Source organism: Richelia sinica FACHB-800, assembly GCF_014698825.1.
GTDB lineage: Bacteria > Cyanobacteriota > Cyanobacteriia > Cyanobacteriales > Nostocaceae > FACHB-800.
The window spans coordinates 249,680-269,647 of record NZ_JACJTT010000003.1 but is presented as its reverse complement, the minus strand read 5'-3'; the positions used below and the strand labels follow the sequence as shown (position 1 = coordinate 269,647).

Below are 19,968 nucleotides of genomic sequence, written 5' to 3'. Positions count from 1 at the left end.
CCTCCATACATTTTGTTATTACTTTGTGATGGTGAGGGAAATTGTCAAATTTATGAGCGAAAATAGAGTGATAAGGTTGTATTTTCTAGTCATCATTATGAAGTTGCTAAGTTATGGTTAGATGTTTACCTATTTCTTGAATAAACCAGTTCATTGTATCTCTTATTGTTGTATAATTTTTTTCTTGTTCATCAAAAAATCTTTTAAGTTCATTTTCAGGTTGATACTTATCTAAAACAATCTTGAAATCATTTCCTAGTTTATGTTGGTATACAAGTCTTCTATTGTTTTCAATATGTTTTATAATTGAATGAGAATCAAAGTATTCATCTTTTAAATTATATAAAAGAATATAAGCATATCCCTGTTTAATATCACCAGTAATATTTGGATTCCCCGGATGACGATAATCTATAAATTCAGAAAATATATTTTGTACTTCTTCTTTAAGAAGAGTCTTTTTTAATTTTTCCAGCTTTATTTTTATACTCTTACCTTTAATTTCAACTCTGTTTGATATTGACCTACCTTTAGAATCTCCATGACTGCTAATATCCCTAATATTCATAATATTAGTAATAGTCTTCTTGTATTGTTTATCTTCTTCTTTTACTCTTTTAAAGAAAAAATTTAATCTCTTAAATTTAGAAGATTCAGTATCTTGAATATTGTCTTTATCATATTCCATTATAAACTTATTAAGTAAAATTTCTATTTGGAGACATAATTTACGGCAATACTCTCCAAAATCTTTGTTCATGATAGCATTAACCGCTTCTTGATTTTCTTTTTCAAGTTCTTCTTTCATAGATTGATATGCTGATATATTTAGCCATTCATGATTTGAATAATCAATCAAATATATTTTAGTAGAATCTATCTTAATTTCTTCTCTAGTTAACTTTTCTATATATAAGAAAATACTTTGTAAGTTTAAATTTATTTGTTCCAGTAATATTTTTTGTAAATTATCCATCTATTAATTAATCCTCGCTATTTTTATTAACAATTGATAATCTAGCTAATATTTTATATTGGTTCATATATTTTTGATAAATAGAATCTTCTTTACCTTTAACCATGCCTATAAACTCAATTTTACCCCTTAATACCTGCTGAAATTCTAGTTTTGGTTTTATGGATAATCTTGACTTAGATACATATTTTTCAAAATATTCATTTTCCGCAGCTTCAAGTCCAAACTTAGCCCAAGCATAAAGCATAGCGCGAATTTGACGCACATATTTTCTATCAACATTGGGAAAAATATTAGTTGTTAATCCTGTTACTTCCTGATGATTACCTTTTACTTGCAATCTAATTTTCTGTTCATTTACCTCAAACCCATTTTCATGAATAATTGCTAGTAAACGATTACCAATCAAAATTTTTTCTGTATCTTCTTCAGTCCCTGTGTATGCTAAATCATTGGGAAATTGAGGTAAAGTTGTGGAGAAAGTAATATCATCTGCATATCTTGTATAAGTAGCTTTACAATCTTTAGCTAACCTTTGTAATCGACTATCCATTTTCGCGCAAATCATATTAGTAATTATTGGTGAAGTTGGTGCGCCTTGAGGTAACTGATTGTTATGACAACAAATTTGTGCTAGAACTGTTGCTACATCTGGAGGTAAATTATAAGGAGTAGCCATAAACATACCTCGCACCCTACCAAAGTTCATAGAAGGGAAAAAATCTTTTAAATCAATATTGAGAACATAGCGTTTTTTAGTATGGGCTTGAGCATTAGTCACAATATTTTTATCACTTACAAAGCCATGTACTGATGCCTTTGGTTTGTATACGGTTTTTAAGACTTGATTAAGTTTTTGTTGAATAATTTTAAGTGCTGTTATCGGGGTGGATATTTGACGAATACCACCAGACTTTTTAGGAATGTCAAAAATTTTATAACGATTTTCAGATTCTATAACATATATATGATAGACAAGACGACCATAGGAAATACCTAAAAGGTCGGCTATATCCATTGGATTTTTCAAAGCATAAAATTTCTCTGCTAAAAATTCAGGTTTGTATTTAAGAATGAAATTTGAGCCTTTTTGCACTTTGTCCGTCATGAATTAAAAAAAATATCACTTGCGGATGTATTCTCGCTTATTCATAAAAGGAAAAGCAGTTCGAGACGATGGAAACGCCGTAAAGCTAACCGTGAAATACACCGTCGCAGGATCAACAACGGAAATCAATACTTATTCCCGCAAGTGATTTAATTAGGTAATAAAATAAATCATCTAAATTTGATGATTTTTGTTTAGCTATTATATATTGTATAGCTAAATGTCCGTATATGGTCAAGTACAAAATTTACAAGACGTGAAGAAATGCGTCGAATAATTTTTAGAGCGGAAGATAGTGCGTTAGCTTACCGTAGGTATCGCTCCTAGTTCAAGGTGAAGGAGATGCGATCGCTCCTCGTTAGCTAATGTTGGAAGATGTAGGTTAGCATTACTTACCGCAGGTATCGCTTTTACTCTTAAGAAATATTATTTAACTCTCCAGGTAAAATCACTGGAATTTCTGAACCTAAAAATCCAGACACATCACGAGTTACAATCACATCTACCATTGATTTCATAGCACAAGCATACTACACAGCATCTTCAAAATCTTGAAAATTTAAAGCTACTGCTGTTTCTAAAATGTTTCTATCAACCGTGCAAATGTGTAAATCTGTGATAATTTGAGAAATTGCATCTTGAGCAACTTTTATACCTGCGGCTTTCCGAATAATATAATAAATATTAGTAATTGTAGTAGCAGCAATAAACCCTATAATCTCACCTGCATCAATTTTAGCAAATAACCTAACAGCATCTTCTACAAAAGGTTGTCGTTCCAGTAAAAAATCCAGAACGATATTTGTATCAATAAAAATTCGCATTATTGGTATTTTTCAGTTAGATAAGTGACATAATCTCCATTAATATTCTCATCACTAGAGATATTTGCATCTTTAGCAATACCACGTAGTCGAGATAAATTACCCTTCTTTGATGCTGATATAGTTTCTTGTTGTATTGATTCCAATACAGTTTGTACCAATTGCCAGCGTTCACTCATTGGTAACTTTAATACTTGTTTTTGCAATTCTTGTAATTTCATGATAGAAATAAAAAATTATTCATTTTCATTATATATCAATTTAGATTAGATGATGGTGAAGTGGTGCTTTAGCGAAACTTACGGAATCTATCGCATGATTAACTCCAATACTTGATATCATAAATAGTAAAAAGACATTCAAATTTCTTAACTATGACAAAATTACTACAGCGTGCTATTGCAGAAATTGAAAAATTACCAGCAGAAGAACAAAATGCGTTACCGAAGGTCAGCGAAGCTATCGCTACCCGTCTTCTGGATGAACTAAAAGATGAACAAGGTTGGAAAATTCGTTTTGCAGCTACAACAGATAATCAATGGGATAGTCTAGCTGACATGGTACGTCAAGAAATAGCAGCAGGTGAAATTACACCTCTCGATATTGCTCCTTATTATCAGTGAAGATAGTGCGATCGCTATTAGTGAAGCTTTAAAATAATTGCCAGCGTTTATTTAGGGGTAATTTTAATACTTGTTTTTGCAATTCTTGCAATGTAACAATCAAAGATTAAAAATTATCTGCCTTGATCTGCGTTCATTTGCGTTTAAATATTACTGCTTATACCTTTCGTTAATCGGAATAGCTATAGAGAAAATAATTGTTATTTTTGTATAGATATCAATAGTTGAGTTAATTTTTAAATATTTTAATTTAAGTTATAAATAATTTGGTAAAAGGTAATGTTTATTATTCCAATTACCTATTACCAATTACCGAGAATTACACTTTCTTCAACCAGCTAAACATAGCACGCAGGTCTTTACCCACTTCTTCAATGGGGTGTTCTGCTTCTTGACGACGCATAGCGGTGAAACCGGGTTTACCAGCTTGGTTTTCGAGAACGAATTCCCGTGCAAACTGTCCAGATTGAATTTCGCTGAGAATCTTCTTCATTTCCGCTTTGGTTTGGGCTGTGACTACACGAGGCCCACGGGTGTAGTCTCCATATTCTGCGGTGTTGGAGATACTGTCGCGCATGGTTGCTAAACCACCTTCAACAACTAAGTCAACAATGAGTTTAACTTCGTGCAGACATTCAAAGTAAGCTAGTTCTGGTTGATATCCCGCTTCAATTAAGGTTTCAAAACCTGCTTTGATTAAAGCACTCAAACCACCGCACAATACTGCTTGTTCACCAAACAAGTCGGTTTCGGTTTCTTCGCGGAAAGTAGTTTCCAAAATACCAGCACGAGTACCACCAATACCTTTAGCATAGGCCATAGCGCGATCGCGTGCCTTGCCAGTAGCATCTTGATAAACAGCAAATAGGGCAGGTACGCCTTGTCCTTGTTCGTAGGTCCGACGCACCAAGTGACCGGGGCCTTTAGGTGCAACCATGACCACATCTACATCCGCAGGGGGGACAACTTGACCAAAGTGAATATTGAAACCATGGGCAAAGGCAAGAATGTTTCCTGCTTCTAAATTGGGTTCAATCTCGTTTTTGTAAACAGTCTTTTGCACTTCATCAGGCAACAAAATCATGATCAAGTCAGCAGCTTTGGCAGCATCAGGTACATTTTTAACGGTTAAACCAGCTGCTTCAGCTTTAGCCACTGACTTACTGCCCGGATATAATCCCACAATTACATTCAAGCCACTATCTTTTAAATTCAGGGCGTGGGCATGACCTTGGGAACCATAGCCAATAATTGCAATAGTTTTTCCAGCCAAAAGGTCTAAATTGGCATCTGAGTCATAATACATCCGGGCCATAGAAGCATCTCCTGTCCGCAAGCAACGTTATGAAATTGACAGAATTATCATTTTACCCCAAAGGGGCCCATGGATGATTGGGAATTGGCAAGAAAGAATTTGCTCGACTGTCAAGCTTGTTACTTTCAGGTTTTTTTAAGAAGTGCCAAATCAACAGAAATAATTGTGACATTTTTGATACAAATTTGTTAAGAATAGTAACAACTGCTGGAAGACGAGGAAATATTTATGAAGGTTGACGCTTGTGGTAATAAAGCACCCCATGAAGTTGTGATTGTGGGTGGTGGTTTTGGTGGACTTTATGCGGCTAAGGCTTTAGGAAAGGCGAATGTCAAGGTCACTTTGATTGATAAACGCAATTTTCACCTATTTCAACCACTTCTCTACCAAGTAGCCACGGGTTCTCTTTCTCCTGCGGATATTTCCTCGCCGTTGCGTTCTGTTCTGAGTAAAAGTAAAAATACCAAGGTATTGTTGGGAGAAGTGAAGGATATTGATCCAACAGCCCAAAAGGTAATGGTGGGTACGGAAGCTATCCCTTACGATACTTTAATTGTGGCGACTGGAGCCAAGCATTCTTATTTTGGTAAGGATGACTGGGAGGAGTTTGCACCAGGTTTGAAGACGGTGGAGGATGCCATTGAAATGCGTCGTCGTATCTTTATGGCATTTGAAGCGGCAGAAAAGGAAACTGACCCTGTGCAACGTCAAGCTTGGTTAACTTTTGTGATCGTGGGTGGTGGTCCAACTGGGGTAGAATTGGCTGGTGCGATCGCAGAATTAGCCACTAAAACCCTGAAGGAAGATTTCCGTAATATCGATACTGCGGAAACCAAGGTTTTATTATTAGAAGGTTTAGATCGAGTTCTGCCACCCTTTGCACCGGAGTTATCCCAAGAAGCAGAGGCTTCTTTAAAGGGGTTGGGTGTAGATGTGCAAACCAAAACCTTAGTCACCAATATTGAGAATGATATTGTTACTATCAAGCAAGGTGATGAGGTGAAGGAACTTGCTTCCAAAACTGTCTTATGGGCTGCGGGTGTGAAAGCCTCACCTATGGGGAAAGTGCTAATGGAAAAAACTGGGGCAGAGTGCGATCGCGCAGGTCGTGTTATGGTGGAACCAGATTTAAGTATTAAGGGACATCCGAATATTTTCGTCGTTGGTGACTTAGCACATTTTGCCCATCAAAATGGTAAACCCTTACCAGGGGTTGCACCTGTAGCCATGCAAGAAGGGGAATATGTAGCGAAGCTGGTGCAGAAAAGATTAGTGGGAGAAACACTACCTCAATTTAATTATAGCGATCGCGGTAGTTTAGCCATGATTGGTCAACATGCGGCTGTAGTTGATTTAGGGTTTATCAAACTCCGAGGTTTCTTTGCTTGGTTATTCTGGCTATTTATTCACATCTACTTCTTAATTGAGTTTGATAACAAGTTAGTGGTGATGGTGCAATGGTTGTGGAATTACTTTACCCGCAATCGTGGTGCAAGATTAATCACAGGTGATCTAGGTTTAGAAGCTGTACCCGCAGAAAGTAATGGACATTATCCGCAAGTGAATACGAGACAACCACTCAATGTTTAGCGGTAGAGGTACATATTACCCAATCAGGTTGAATGCACAAGAAAAAGTTGGGTTAAGCCATAGCACAACCCAACAACAGGATCAATAACTTGCTGAACTGCAACTGTATTTGACCTTTTCTCTCAAATAAGGCAGGAATGGGAAGACTAGAGAAAAGTTAGCCCTTGATTTTAAGTCTTGACTTCAAAACAAAGGCTGTTTTCCTAGTCTTCAACTTTTACAGCAATGGACAGAGCGGTACAGAAGTATGCCTACGGCACGGCAGTATGGCTACCCCACGCTGCGCGAACAGGAGTTTAAAAATTCAAGAATTAAACAGTAATTGCATTAATTATTCTGTAACTCCTGTAACTCCTGTAACTTCTGTCTTCTTCCTCTGTCACCTGCTATACCTTCTGCCCCCAAGGGCAATTAATTAGCAAACAAGTCTAAGTCTGTAACTGCACCGACGCTACTAGAAGCAACTAACTTGGCATATTTGCCGAGTATGCCTGTGGTGTAACGGGGTGGACGTGGTTTCCAGTTAGCACGACGACGAGCTAATTCTTCATCAGCAACGTTGATTTGCAACAAGCGAGAATGAGCATCAATGGTAATGCTATCTCCTTCTTCTACTAAGGCAATATTTCCACCTACTGCTGCTTCTGGGGCCACGTGACCAACTACCATCCCGTAGGTACCACCAGAAAAGCGTCCATCAGTAATCAAACCAACAGCATCACCTAAACCAGCACCAATAATAGCTGAGGTGGGAGCGAGCATTTCTCGCATACCTGGGCCACCTTTGGGGCCTTCGTAGCGGATGATAATTACATCACCTGCTTTGATTTTCCCTGCCAAAATCGCATCTAAACAGGATTCTTCAGAATCAAAGACTCTGGCAGGCCCGGTAATTGTGGGTTTTTTCACGCCAGTGATTTTAGCTACAGCACCTTCAGTGGCCAGGTTGCCTTTGAGAATCGCTAAGTGACCTTGGGAATACATGGGGTTATCCCAAGGACGAATCACATCTTGGTTTGCAGGTGGTTCGTCGGGTACAGCTGCTAACACTTCGGCAATGGTTTGTCCGGTAATGGTTAGACAATCACCGTGGAGTAAGCCATGGTTGAGTAGCATTTTCATGACTTGGGGAATACCACCAGCTTGATGCAGGTCTGTAGCCACATATCTGCCACTTGGTTTTAAGTCACATAGAACTGGTACACGACCACGAATGGTTTCAAAGTCATCTAAAGTTAGTTCTACACCAGCAGCACGCGCGATCGCTAGAAAATGGAGAACTGCATTTGTTGAACCACCCACTGCCATAATCACAGAAATGGCGTTTTCAATGGATTTGCGGGTAATAATTTGTCGAGGTAAGATTTGTTTGCGAATCGCTTCTACTAGCACCTGGGCTGACTGTTCCGCGCTATCAGCTTTTTCAGCATCCTCTGCGGCCATGGTGGAAGAATAAGGTAAACTCATCCCCATCGCTTCAAAGGCAGAAGACATGGTATTTGCTGTGTACATACCTCCACAGGAACCAGCACCAGGACAAGCGCGACGTTCTACTGCTAACAGTTCCTCTTCATCAATCTTCCCAGCACTGTATTCTCCTACAGCTTCAAAGGAACTAACAACAGTTAAATCTTTACCGTTATAGTGACCAGGTTTAATAGTACCGCCGTATACGAAAATAGCTGGAATATTCATCCGTGCCATGGCAATCATTGCCCCTGGCATATTTTTATCACAGCCACCGATGGCAATCACACCATCCATACTTTGCCCATTACAGGCAGTTTCAATAGAATCAGCAATAACTTCCCGTGAAACGAGGGAATATTTCATCCCTTCTGTACCCATGGAAATACCATCACTAATGGTGATGGTGCCAAATATTTGTGGCATTGCACCAGCGTTTTTAATCCCAGACTCTGCTCTTTGCGCCAGTTGATTTATCCCCATGTTACAGGGAGTGATAGTGCTGTAGGCATTGGCAACGCCAACAATGGCTTTTTTGAAATCTTCATCTTGAAACCCAACTGCCCGCAGCATGGCGCGATTTGGAGAGCGCTGCACCCCTTGTGTAACAACTTTACTACGAAAATTCTCTGACATCTATCTTGGTTCCTTCCGTGCCATTATCGCGATCATCGCGATTTCCTAAATATATGATTTTCTCAAAAATTGGTCATTCAGACCTATAATATTTACTCCCGCTTGTAAACATTTCCTGTGCAAATGTCACATAACTTTTCCTAAACAGGGTAGGGACAAAAAAAAGTTGTTCAACTTTTTTTCGCAATAAATTGGCTCTTTTCTCAAGATTATTGCGAATAATATCAATAATTTGACGAAAAATGGTGGTTACAGCTATTGATAAATAGCCACTTGACATGAGACAATAGAGTATCATTAAGATCCAAGGGAGAAGTATAAACTATTTATGCCTTGGTACTCAAGATTGAAATCATCAGTCAATATTTTCCACCAAAAGAGATTTTGGTAATTATTCACCATAGGAAAGTTAGCTCAGGTTGATACCACTCTAACAAAAGTGCGATCGCTAGATTAGGTAAAGCACTCTGGATTTAAAAAATTTTGACTTGTTTAAACAAAGCACAAAGTAGACAGTAAGTGAATACTTCTAGATAGTATAAACTCAAAATTTTATCTAACCCAAGTCATAATTAATCGCCAAACCATTTTTCTCACTTCTAGCAGAAGACAACATATCAGAATTTACGTAGAGTGAAACAGTAAGTCACCATGCTTAAAACATAGGGATGGGAAAATGTCATCCACATTAGATTTAGATGCAGCGAATTTGATTAATCTAGTTGATGGGTTAGCAGCAATAATTCTCTCACCTGTGATTGTACCCATAGCTACAATAGTTAAGCAACCTATAGTCCAAGCCACAGTCAAAGAAGGTATAGCTATTTCTGAACAACTTCAAGACGCAGTCGCTAGTTTCACCAATTTATCTCAAAATCAGCATCCTCACACTGCTCAATATATAGATAACAATATTTACCAAAACCAGGAGCAATCTGAAGTTGCTAGAGATATTGTCAATGTCATTAAAGATATTAATTATGATTTAGAAAGAGTTACCAACGGCATCATTGATTTACGGATCATAGTTCCATTTACCATTGGGTTACTAGCAGTAAGACAACTGTTAATCAAGGGAGTGAAACTTGACGATATCCCTTGGTACATACTCGCTTGGTACGCATTTGATATGTTTGTAAGACTAAATGAAGATGGGGAATCGAATATCGTACCGTTAACGAACAGCAATATAAGAGCTAATTTACAAAACTAACCAAAGGGAATTTCAATGACAAATTCTGTTCCCACACCAATTTGGGAAGAAGCTTTGAGTAACCCACCGTGATTTTCCACAATAATTTGCCGTGCAATGGATAATCCTAATCCTGTCCCTTTACCAACAGGTTTAGTAGTAAATAAGTAGTCAAACGCTTTTTGATGAACTTCCTCAGACATACCCATACCATTATCTTTAATCTGAATCGCTATCCCTGTATGGTCTGGATTAAAGGAAGTACGTATCCAAATAGTAGGAGATATATGAGTAGTAAGAGAATGATGATGATTTGTCTCTACTAATTCTTCAATGGCATCAATAGCATTAGCAAATAAATTCATAAATACCTGGTTGAGTTGTCCAGGATAGCATTGCAATAAGGGCAGTTGACCATAATCTCGGACTATTTGAATATCATATCGATAGCTATTTCCTTTTAAGCGGTGTTTGAGAATCACTAATGTACTATCTATGCAGTCATGAATATTACATTCCAACTTGCGATCGCTATCTGCTCTGGCAAAAGTCCGCAGACTATTGGTAATATCACAAATCCTACTGACACCTTCTCTCATGGAAGTAATTAAATTAGGTAAATCAGCACGAATATAGTCTAAATCTATATTTGATATTTCCTGCTGAAGCTCTGGAACAGGCTGAGGATAATATTTTTGGTATAAATCAAGAACTCGAAACAATTCTTGGATATGTTCTTTGGCAGGTTGTAAATTACCAACAATAAATCCCATTGGGTTGTTAATTTCATGGGCTACGCCAGCAACTAAATTTCCTAAGGCAGACATTTTCTCCCTTTGAACTAGCTGAATTTGAGATTCCTGTAATTCCCTCAACGCTTGAGTGAGAGCAGCTGTTCTTTCTGCGACTTGAGTTTCTAAATTTTTTGTCAAATGCCGTAACTGCAAATGAGTTTTCAACCGCGCTAGAACCTCTTCCTCCTGAAATGGCTTAATAATGTAATCTACTGCACCTAGTTCTAAAGCATGTACCTTACTGTCTGTATCAGACACACCTGTCATAAACATGATCGGTATATCACTAGTTCTGGTGTTTGCCTTCAACCGTTTACAGGTTTCAAATCCATCTATTCCCGGCATCATCACATCTAATAAAATCAAGTCGGGATATATAAATTCAATTTTTTCTAAGGCACTTATACCATCATGGGCCGTAGCCACTGCAAAACCTGACCGCTTTAACACCTCAGAAATAATCTCTAGATTGGTATAAGTGTCATCTACTACTAAAATTAAACTGTGTTCTTGAATGGCAGTCATGTTTGTACTCTACATTTACCAATACAACCAAATTTGTTGGTAAAACTTAAAAAAAGCCTGCCGTTCTCCTTCGTTAGGTAATATCCGGCAGGTTGGGCAAACCTATAGCTACGGTGGCTCAATATTTGGAGAAATCAGGATAATTGTATCCGTTAATACTACTTAATTTTCTGTTTAATAAATGTTACTACTTGAGTTAATTGCTTCTTCAAGCTTTCTATTTCCGCCTGCATTTTGGCAATTTTTTCATTCAGTAATTTGATTTCCGCAGCAGCATCGAGGTCATTAGTAGCAGGTGTTGTCGCAACTCCATTTTTGGCAGCAGTGGGAACTGTTGGAGAAACAGCGTCGGGACGTGGTTGTTTAGCTTTGATGGTTGCCGATCTAATGGCATCCATCAGTTGTTTCTTATCAAAAGGTTTCCCAAGAAAATCAAAATACTCAAAAGGTTCTGGGATTTTCTCTGTAACTTCTTCCTTGCGACCAGACATGATCACTAAAGGAATCTTGCGTAACTCCGGGTGAGATTGGATTTTTTGAAAAACTTCCCAACCACTAAGTTTTGGCAAGATAAAATCCAACATAATCAAGCTTAGTTTTTCCTTCAGGATTAAATTAAGCCCTTCCACTCCGTCTTTCGCTTCTAAAACCTCGAAATTATTGCCTGGTGACAACATTTCTTTGACTTTCACCCTGACAACTGTAGTGTCATCGATAACTAGAATTTTGTTACTTGCCACGACTGATTACTCTACCAGAAATTTATTAGTTTAAATGGTGGGTTTGCCTACTGCCCTTAAGAATTCTCCCACTATATCCAAAATTTATGTAGATTAGGGGAGAGTAATTTCCTGTATAAGTGAAAAAACTACAAGTTCTTAGTGGAACCTGATTATGTGGATTTCACTAACTTTGTATGATATTAATTCCATAACTACAGTACACCCCCTCAATACTATATAGATATGTGCATTTTGCGGAATTGTCTATGAATTCGACAAAAAATACTGAGTTAATATCAGAAATTATATCTATGCCTAACTGGCTTCGTCGCTCCATTGGCAAAGCTAGTGAAATTTCCACCGTACAACGTATTATCAAGCAACGACAAATTCACACAATTTGTGAAGAGGGACGTTGCCCAAATCGAGGTGAGTGTTACGCTCAAAAAACTGCGACTTTTTTACTCATGGGCCCAACTTGTACACGGTCTTGTGGTTTTTGTCAAGTAGATAAAGGTCATGCACCGATGGCTATTGACCCAGAAGAACCGATGAAAGTGGCAGAAGCCGTACAAATTTTGGGTTTAAGTTATGTTGTCCTCACATCAGTAGCAAGGGATGATTTAGCAGATGGTGGCGCTGGTCATTTTGTCAAGACAATGGAGGCTGTCCGCCATCTCAATCCAGATACACAAATTGAAGTCTTAACTCCAGATTTTTGGGATGGTGCGGGAGAAGTTGGACAGTATCAGCGCCTGAAAAGTATTATTTCTGCCCAACCTGCTTGTTTCAACCATAATGTGGAGACAGTTAGAAGATTAACTGGGCCGGTACGTAGAGGAGCAAAATACGATCGCTCCCTAGCAGTTCTAGCTACAGTCAAAGAAATTAACCCCAGTATTCCCACTAAATCAGGCTTGATGCTGGGTCACGGAGAAACCGTAGAAGAAATCATCCAAACCATGGTGGATCTACGTAGTGTAGGATGCGATCGCTTAACCCTTGGTCAGTATATGCGTCCCTCCCTCGCCCATTTACCAGTACAAAAATACTGGACTCCCGCAGAATTTGAGGAACTGGGAAACACAGCCAGAAAAATGGGATTTAGTCATGTTCGCTCCGGGCCCTTAGTCCGTAGTTCCTATCATGCAGGAGAAGAGGAAGTACGGGAAACAGGGGAGTAGGGGGAAGTAAAGATAGATAAATACTCCTGATAGCGCAGCGTGGCACAGAAAGAAGAAGACAGAAGTTACAGAAGTTGCAGGAGTTACAGAATAATTCATGGGATTGCTGCTGAATTCTTGCATTTTTCAACTCCTATTAGCGCAGCGTGCCGTAGGCATACTCCTGAACTCCTGAACTCCTGAACTTCTGGACTTCTGTCTTCTGAACTCCTGGACTCCTGAACTTCTTAACTCCTTCTCCTACCACAAATATTTTTAAAGAATTTAGGCAATTGGCGCTTCTGTTTGGTATGTCTTAAAAAGTCATGAAATTTAGGAGCATCACTTATGACAGGTAAGAGCAAAACTCCCGCTAAACCAAACTATACTTTCCGGGCCTCTTGGGCCATTCTCCTGTTGGCTATCAACTTCCTGGTAGCTGCTTATTATTTCCACGTTATTGAGTAATTCATAACGGTTTGGTGCTGTTCAGATCGTACCTTTGAATAAACCTTTGGGACGAATGAGCAGCACCACAATCATCATCAACAGGGCTATCCCTTGCTTGTACTGTGAACCTAACCACAGGGTACTAACTTCTTGGACGATGCCAATCATAAAAGCAGCTGCGATCGCACCGTAGGGATTACCAATTCCACCCAGAATCACAGACGCAAACAACGGTAAAATCAAAAACCAACCCATATTGGGACGTACTGCTGTAATTAAACCGTACATACTTCCACCCAAAGAAGTTAAAATCCCTGCAATTAGCCAAGTCCACAGAATTACCTGTTCTACATTAATCCCAGATACCCTAGCTAAATCTAAATCATCAGCTACCGCTCGCATTGCCTTACCCACTTTGGTATTTTGTAGCAAGTAATGTAATGACACAATCGCTAAAATCGCCAAACCTAGTACCAGTAACTGATTTTGTGGAATTTTTACCCCAAAAAAATCTAAAGCCGGACTAATAGGGAGATTATAATTTTGATTTTTACCACCCCAAAGAAAAATAATTCCATTGCGTAAAAATAAAGCTAAACCAATAGAAATAATAATTAGTGTTGTGGAAGTTGCGCGCAAAGACCGCATTTTTGTCCAGAGTAGTTTTTCACAAACTAACATCACAACTACTGTTCCCAGAGCCGCTAAAATCATTGATAACCAAATATTTACCCCTAGATTATTAGCCAGCAAAGTCAAATAAGCCCCTAAAGTGAGAAAGTCACCATGAGCAAAATTAGACAAACGCAAAATACCATAGGTAAGAGTCAATCCCACTGCTGCCAAAGCAATGATGCTCCCTACCGCAATACCGTTAATAATTAATTGAGCTATTTGGATGTCCATAATTTTTCAGATGTGATCAAGGAATTTATCAGTGTTGAATTTTGTGCAAAACTTACCAGATTTCCGGTTAAAATTCACACTATGAGTTATAATTTATAATTAAAAACACGATGTGTACTAATATACATAAATTCTCGTTTACATTCGTCCCTATAGATAAACTTGTTCATCGGTCTAGTTGACCATGCAGCAGTCTTCAAGCTTACCAGAACAGAACTTACATATTAATCAAACATCAGCGCTTTTGAAAAAAACTCAGGAACTGTGTGCTGAGTTGTGGTTAGAAGGCAGTCTTAATGAATTACAAAGTTGTCTCAACCACTGCTTATTATCTGCTGATACCACAATGCCTTTAGGCATATCCACTCAAGCAGAAATTTTTCAGGTGATAGTTAACCAACTCCAAAAAGCTTTAAGCGTTAACTGGGTGGCCTTAGCCTTGTTTAACTCTGAAGCCACAGTTGGTACGGTCTCCTATATTTCTTCTTGCCCATCTACTCATCCTCCACAGCCAGTCCTGGAAATTATCCCCAAAAAAGGGACGAAACTGCGTCTGAAACTACAAGATGCTATCAAAATAGAAGATTTGCAGCAAATGAGTAGCCAAAAACCCCAAAGGGCTTGGCACTTCATGGTCAATACTAGTGGTGTAGAGGGATGGTTAATTATTGCTAACTACTCACAAAAATCTAGTTGTGCATCTATTACCCCATCCCAAATACCACTGATATCGCAATTAATGACTAGAAGTTGTGAATATCTTGGTGTTGCACTCAAACAATGTGAACAAATTCTCTATTGGCAACAACAATGCCAACAATTAGCTCAATTTAATCAAGAACTGGAACGCACTCATCAACTCAAAAACCAGTTTCTAGCTAATACTAGCCATGAAATTCGTACTCCTCTCAGTTCTATTATTGGCTTTACCCATTTACTTTTAGCACAAGGTTACGACACAGAGAAACAGCGCCATCAAGAGTATCTCAATATTATTCAGTCTAGCGGTAAGCATTTACTGGGATTGATTAATGATATTTTGGATCTTTCTAAAATAGAAGCCAACCAATTAGAAGTGCAATGGGAAATCGTCGATATTCCCTCCCTTTGTCATAATGTTTTATCCTTAGTCAAGGAAAAAGCAGCGAATAGAGGTTTAAAACTGCATCTAGAAATAGAACCAGAAATTAAAACTCTCATTGCTGATTCATTACGACTCAAGCAAATGCTGTTAAATTTACTTTTTAATGCCTTAAAGTTTACGACGACAGGTAGCGTTGGACTGAAGGTAATACAGCAAGATAAATGGTTTAAATTCACTGTGTGGGATACTGGCACTGGCATTTCTCCAGAAGATCAAGCATCACTATTTCAACCCTATTCTCAAATTCTCAATCCTGCTTGTGGTCGTCATGAAGGTACAGGTTTAGGATTAGTAGTAACTCAAAAACTGGCAGAAATTCATGGTGGGTGGTTAGAGTTAGAATCTGAAGTGAATTGTGGCTCACGCTTTACGATTATCCTTCCCCAAAATCCCGAAAATAAAGTTTTAGATACTAATGATAATAACCAGATAGTAGGTCTTGCAAGCAGTAAATCAGTAAGTAATTATGTTAACATACATAACACAAATAATCTGCATAAAAACAAAGATATTTTATTAGTAGAAGATGATTTATCTAATGCCGAACTGATTAAAATTTATCTGAATAGATTGGGTTATCAAGTAACTTGCGTCAACACTGCTGCGGAAATGTGGTTACATCTCCACAATCTAGAACCAGCAGTGATTTTATTAGATATTAATCTCCCTGATGGTGATGGATTAAAGTTAGTTCAGCAGTTACGAGTTAATGAGAAATTTAGGCATGTTCCTATTATTGCCCAAACGGCAATGGCAATGAAGGGAGATAGGGAAACTTGTTTAAATGCTGGTTTTAATGACTATATTTCTAAGCCTTTAGATTTACCGCTTTTAGGTAATATGGTCACAAAGTATAGTTAAGAATTGACAAGATGATGGTTGGAGTCGGATCTTCAGGTTTGAAACTCCCCACCCTGTGGAGATGATTTTCATCTTGCGCTGATTAATCGTTTAATTTCCACCCACATATCAATTTCCCATTGCACTGCCTCAATCTAACTCATTTAAGATAGAACTGGTCAGGAGCTATTAGGGGCAGAATAGGAAATGATACTGACAGAAAAATTAGAAAGCTTAAAAGCCTTATTTACAGAGATGGAACGGGCTTTAATTGCCTATTCTGGAGGCGTTGATAGTACATTGGTGGCGAAGATTGCCTATGATGTATTGGGCGATCGCGCTTTGGCTGTAACGGCTATTTCTCCTTCCCTCTTACCAGAAGAGTTGGCAGCAGCTTCCCAGCAAGCTGCATTTATTGGTATACCCCACAAAATTGTCCAAACCCACGAAATGGACAATCCTAATTACACTTCTAATCCTGTGAATCGCTGCTATTTTTGTAAAAGCGAATTACACGACACCCTCAAGCCTCTAGCTTTAGAGTTAGGTTATCCCTATGTGGTGGATGGGGTAAACGCTGATGATTTACATGACTATCGTCCTGGCATCCAAGCTGCAAAAGAACGGGGTGCGCGATCGCCTCTAGCAGAAGTGAATCTTACTAAAGCTGAAGTCCGTCAAATTTCTCAACAACTGGGTTTACCTTGGTGGGATAAACCTGCTCAACCTTGTCTGAGTTCCCGTTTTCCCTATGGTGAAGAAATTACCATCGCTAAATTACAGCGTGTGGGTAGAGCCGAAATTTATCTGCAAAACCTTGGTTGGCAAAATTTACGGGTACGTTCTGAAGGTGATACAGCCAGAATTGAATTATCCCCAGAACAAATTAAAAATTTTGTCTTAACTACCGATTTACCCTCATTAGTAGCCAAATTTCAGCAGCTAGGTTTCATCTACGTCACTTTAGATTTAGAAGGTTATCGCAGTGGCAAATTAAATCAGGTATTACAAACCTCATCTGTTCCGTCTTAGCATCCACACCTAATATTTCATCCCAGTGGAGGTGTGGCTTAACTCTTTCACCTCAATAAACCCTACCAGACACAAATACTCTGTTCATCGAACCTGTTCCTGGGATATTTGCTTAACTTTGGCGTTGTGCGAGCCTAAATTCTATTTTTTGTAGTGCTGAACGCCAAACATCATATCCTTGAGCAGAAAGATGTAATCCATCTGTAGTTAAATCTGTACGCAAATTACCTTCTCCATCCGTAAACCAATTATGGATATTCAGGTAATTAGCACCTGCTGTTTTCGCAATTTTCGCTATTTGTCCATTCAGTTTGCGGATACGGCTGTTAGGAATACTTTTCCAACGGACAGGCAAAATTGACTGGACAATTATTCTCGTTTCAGGGTGAGTTTGCCGCAGACGCTTGAGAATACGTTGGTAATTCTGCAAAATTACTGTGTCACTAGCACCTTTGCGTAAATCATTAATTCCCACCATCACATAAATCGCTTCTGGCCTGGTGTTAGCAAATGCTGATAATCTTCTGAATACTCCTCCAGATGTATCACCAGAAATGCCTTGATTTAGCCACAGTTTCCCCACAGGTAAACTTTCCCGAGGAAACCACATGCTTAAGGAATCACCAATCAAGATACTCAAGCGATTTGTACCTTGACCTTGAGCGATCGCTTTAGCTTCCATCGCTAATAGGCTTTTCCAATCTTCATATGTCAGCTTATGCCGACGTGCTGACCCCCACAAAGAGTCTAAGTTACTATCATCTACACGAGTGTAAATTTGACCAGTTTTCAGAGAAGCTAACCTTTGGTAATACAACTGGCTACCTGAAACTACTTTCGGGCTAGCTTCTTGATTATGAGAGTTAATTGCTGAATTTATGGAGTTAGAAGCAAATTTGTTCCTAAATTCCGACAACAACACCTCTATATTCAAAATATCTTGCTCTGAGGGCGAATTTGATGCACCTCTAGATACAACTTGATGACTGAATTCTGGTACAGTACCTTCAAAACTAGGAATTACTTGCTCACCAGCCATTGACTGTGAACCATGGAATGGAGAAACAGTTTGGCTACTCAATTTTGAGACAGAACGATTCACACTAGAGATGATTTTTCCACCAACTGATAAATATGATTCCTGTTGTCCATCCTTCAGGAATCCTGAATTTGTCGATGGTATACTCGACATCTGTGGGAGAGCCGATGCTGGTATTGCCAATCCTGTTAACAAGCTTGCTGCCAACAGATAAGGTTCCCTCATCGTGATTTTCTCTCCTTGTACTGAACACTTTTCCTTATGACAGCCAGAAATAGCTAATTTCAGGAAAATTTAGATTTAATTCACTTATTCTTCTCATGTACACTATTTAGCTAGGGCAAACAAGGTAAGTAATTACAGTAACTTTGAGTGATCAAGTCGAAAAAGTCTCACAAGTATCATTGGTGAATTCAGAAAATTCACTCTGGAGTTAGATGTGATCTAGGGTCAAGTAGTGATAGAAACAATAAAAATTACTAATTAATTTAAGAAAAAATATAAGTTTTTTCGTTGTTAAAATTAAGTTTTGTAGCTAAAAGTAACAAAAAATACTAAATAAACCGTAGATATAACTATCATCTTTTATTCATAAAGTCTTGTTTATTTCTGTCTTTTCTCCTTCAGTAATTACCTCTATTAGCAACAATTTTTCATCTTATCTTCATCAGAATTTGCTGTTTATAGACACTTTTAAACCTAGAAAGCGTCAATATTACGGAAACTTTTCTGAATTAGTTTTCAGAAATTATCGAATTTTTGCTTAAGTACAAATGGGTGGAAATAATGAAATCACCCAATTCTCTAATCATTAAGCTTATACACGCAAATGTTAATTTAAACAAAGTTGCATAAAGTCTCTTTTTGTTTTCTTTGAATAACACCATTTAAAATGCTAATATTTATGCGAAGTCATTAATGTTTCCTCTTGTTCCGTGGCTAGAGCTAGTACAGCAATCGGTGTAAGTCCAATTATCAAGGAGATTGTGCAAAAACAGGCACATTCGACACGTTTAACCTTGAAAGAGGTTATTTTGATGGGTATGTTAGCTATTGATAAGCTCGATGAGCAAAATCGTCAAGAGTTAGCAGATCAGGTTCATCAAATGCAAGTTAATGGTGAAATATGAATCTGCTTTTAGAAGCCTAGATTCTAAAATCACAAGTTAAAAACAAATTCCTTACTGAACTGACTACAAGAGTAGATTTACAACTATTTGCCTTTCTACTCTTGACTCAATCAATAGCTAAGTCGGTTTCGATGGTTTATATTCAGTTTGCAAAATTTCTGTTGTTGAAAACAATTTCAGCAACCAAGTCATTTACCCTGTTTCCCGTAAATGGCTACATAGTGTTTAAATTTTGAATCTTATTCAAACAGCAAGCTGAACAACCTGGAGGGTGAGGCCGACCTCTAAAGGCTCACCCAACCTCCCAAAAACTGTAAGACTCTTTGGTACTTGTACCAAAAAGCTAGTTTTTTCTAGCAAGCGTCCCCTGTTTAAGCTTCTGCTGTGCAGGGACAACAAAAATTTAACGAGGATGCGATTTAGCGCACTTCTAAATTTAAAAACGTCTTGCTCAGACAATTCACCAATTATTTTCTGGGATGTAGAGTTAGC

At 38.2% G+C, this 19,968-nt stretch carries 18 protein-coding genes; 8 read left to right on the top strand and 10 right to left on the bottom strand.

Translation table 11 applies throughout. From position 1 onward, the window contains the following. Window positions 1–106: 106 nt before the first annotated feature. From H6G73_RS04640 to H6G73_RS04625, 4 genes are all read right to left on the bottom strand, one after another. Window positions 107–976: a hypothetical protein gene (locus H6G73_RS04640; RefSeq protein ID WP_190601778.1), complete on the bottom strand. Its 870-nt coding sequence runs from the start codon at window positions 974–976 to the stop codon at window positions 107–109. 7 nt (window positions 977–983) lie between these two features. Then, window positions 984–2,084, bottom strand: coding sequence for a reverse transcriptase domain-containing protein (locus tag H6G73_RS04635; RefSeq protein WP_190601777.1), 1,101 nt, complete (start codon window positions 2,082–2,084; stop codon window positions 984–986). 530 nt (window positions 2,085–2,614) lie between these two features. Further along, on the bottom strand, window positions 2,615–2,908 hold the full coding sequence (locus H6G73_RS04630; protein WP_242034113.1) for a type II toxin-antitoxin system VapC family toxin: 294 nt from the start codon (window positions 2,906–2,908) through the stop codon (window positions 2,615–2,617). Continuing rightward, the gene (locus H6G73_RS04625; RefSeq protein WP_190601776.1) at window positions 2,908–3,129 is read right to left on the bottom strand and encodes a hypothetical protein; all 222 of its coding nucleotides are present in this window, start codon (window positions 3,127–3,129) and stop codon (window positions 2,908–2,910) included. The genes H6G73_RS04630 and H6G73_RS04625 overlap by 1 nt, the downstream gene beginning before the upstream one ends. Before the next feature lie 153 nt (window positions 3,130–3,282). On the opposite strand from H6G73_RS04625, the gene H6G73_RS04620 reads away from it, so the two are divergent. Beyond that, window positions 3,283–3,531, top strand: coding sequence for a hypothetical protein (locus H6G73_RS04620; RefSeq protein WP_190601775.1), 249 nt, complete (start codon window positions 3,283–3,285; stop codon window positions 3,529–3,531). A 319-nt stretch (window positions 3,532–3,850) separates the two neighbouring features. Here the strand turns inward: H6G73_RS04620 and ilvC are convergent, their stop codons facing one another. Beyond that, complete coding sequence (gene ilvC / locus H6G73_RS04615; protein WP_190601774.1) at window positions 3,851–4,846, bottom strand: ketol-acid reductoisomerase; 996 nt, start codon at window positions 4,844–4,846, stop codon at window positions 3,851–3,853. 228 nt (window positions 4,847–5,074) lie between these two features. Here ilvC and H6G73_RS04610 point away from each other — a divergent pair, with 228 nt between their 5' ends. After that, on the top strand, window positions 5,075–6,436 hold the full coding sequence (locus tag H6G73_RS04610) for an NAD(P)/FAD-dependent oxidoreductase (protein ID WP_190601773.1): 1,362 nt from the start codon (window positions 5,075–5,077) through the stop codon (window positions 6,434–6,436). A gap of 411 nt (window positions 6,437–6,847) precedes the next feature. On the opposite strand, the gene ilvD is transcribed toward H6G73_RS04610, so the two are convergent. Further along, window positions 6,848–8,539, bottom strand: a complete 1,692-nt coding sequence (gene ilvD / locus H6G73_RS04605; RefSeq protein ID WP_190601772.1) for a dihydroxy-acid dehydratase — start codon at window positions 8,537–8,539, stop codon at window positions 6,848–6,850. A 676-nt stretch (window positions 8,540–9,215) separates the two neighbouring features. Between ilvD and H6G73_RS04600 the strand changes: the two genes are divergently transcribed. Further along, window positions 9,216–9,752 (top strand): DUF5132 domain-containing protein, encoded by a 537-nt coding sequence (locus H6G73_RS04600; RefSeq protein WP_190601771.1) that lies wholly within the window; start codon window positions 9,216–9,218, stop codon window positions 9,750–9,752. On the opposite strand, the gene H6G73_RS04595 is transcribed toward H6G73_RS04600, so the two are convergent. Further along, a complete protein-coding gene (locus H6G73_RS04595) occupies window positions 9,749–11,050 on the bottom strand; it encodes a sensor histidine kinase (RefSeq protein ID WP_190601770.1) in 1,302 nt (433 codons plus the stop codon). The two genes, H6G73_RS04600 and H6G73_RS04595, sit on opposite strands and share 4 nt — an antisense overlap. Before the next feature lie 158 nt (window positions 11,051–11,208). Beyond that, complete coding sequence (locus tag H6G73_RS04590) at window positions 11,209–11,790, bottom strand: response regulator (protein WP_190601769.1); 582 nt, start codon at window positions 11,788–11,790, stop codon at window positions 11,209–11,211. 248 nt (window positions 11,791–12,038) lie between these two features. Between H6G73_RS04590 and lipA the strand changes: the two genes are divergently transcribed. Both lipA and psaX read left to right on the top strand, forming a co-directional pair. Further along, the gene (gene lipA, locus H6G73_RS04585) at window positions 12,039–12,956 is read left to right on the top strand and encodes a lipoyl synthase (RefSeq protein ID WP_190601768.1); all 918 of its coding nucleotides are present in this window, start codon (window positions 12,039–12,041) and stop codon (window positions 12,954–12,956) included. 327 nt (window positions 12,957–13,283) lie between these two features. Next, window positions 13,284–13,403 (top strand): photosystem I protein PsaX, encoded by a 120-nt coding sequence (gene psaX / locus H6G73_RS04580; RefSeq protein WP_190601767.1) that lies wholly within the window; start codon window positions 13,284–13,286, stop codon window positions 13,401–13,403. A gap of 21 nt (window positions 13,404–13,424) precedes the next feature. Here the strand turns inward: psaX and H6G73_RS04575 are convergent, their stop codons facing one another. Further along, on the bottom strand, window positions 13,425–14,291 hold the full coding sequence (locus H6G73_RS04575) for a branched-chain amino acid ABC transporter permease (RefSeq protein ID WP_190601766.1): 867 nt from the start codon (window positions 14,289–14,291) through the stop codon (window positions 13,425–13,427). A 184-nt stretch (window positions 14,292–14,475) separates the two neighbouring features. On the opposite strand from H6G73_RS04575, the gene hrmK reads away from it, so the two are divergent. Both hrmK and larE read left to right on the top strand, forming a co-directional pair. Then, window positions 14,476–16,296: a hybrid histidine kinase/response regulator HrmK gene (gene hrmK / locus H6G73_RS04570; protein WP_190601765.1), complete on the top strand. Its 1,821-nt coding sequence runs from the start codon at window positions 14,476–14,478 to the stop codon at window positions 16,294–16,296. 186 nt (window positions 16,297–16,482) lie between these two features. Beyond that, entirely contained in the window at window positions 16,483–17,307 is an 825-nt protein-coding gene (gene larE / locus H6G73_RS04565) for an ATP-dependent sacrificial sulfur transferase LarE (protein ID WP_190601764.1), read from the top strand. A gap of 112 nt (window positions 17,308–17,419) precedes the next feature. On the opposite strand, the gene H6G73_RS04560 is transcribed toward larE, so the two are convergent. Further along, window positions 17,420–18,571, bottom strand: coding sequence for an SGNH/GDSL hydrolase family protein (locus tag H6G73_RS04560; protein WP_190601763.1), 1,152 nt, complete (start codon window positions 18,569–18,571; stop codon window positions 17,420–17,422). 710 nt (window positions 18,572–19,281) lie between these two features. Here H6G73_RS04560 and H6G73_RS04555 point away from each other — a divergent pair. Further along, window positions 19,282–19,476, top strand: coding sequence for a hypothetical protein (locus tag H6G73_RS04555; protein ID WP_190601762.1), 195 nt, complete (start codon window positions 19,282–19,284; stop codon window positions 19,474–19,476). Window positions 19,477–19,968 lie beyond the last annotated feature (492 nt).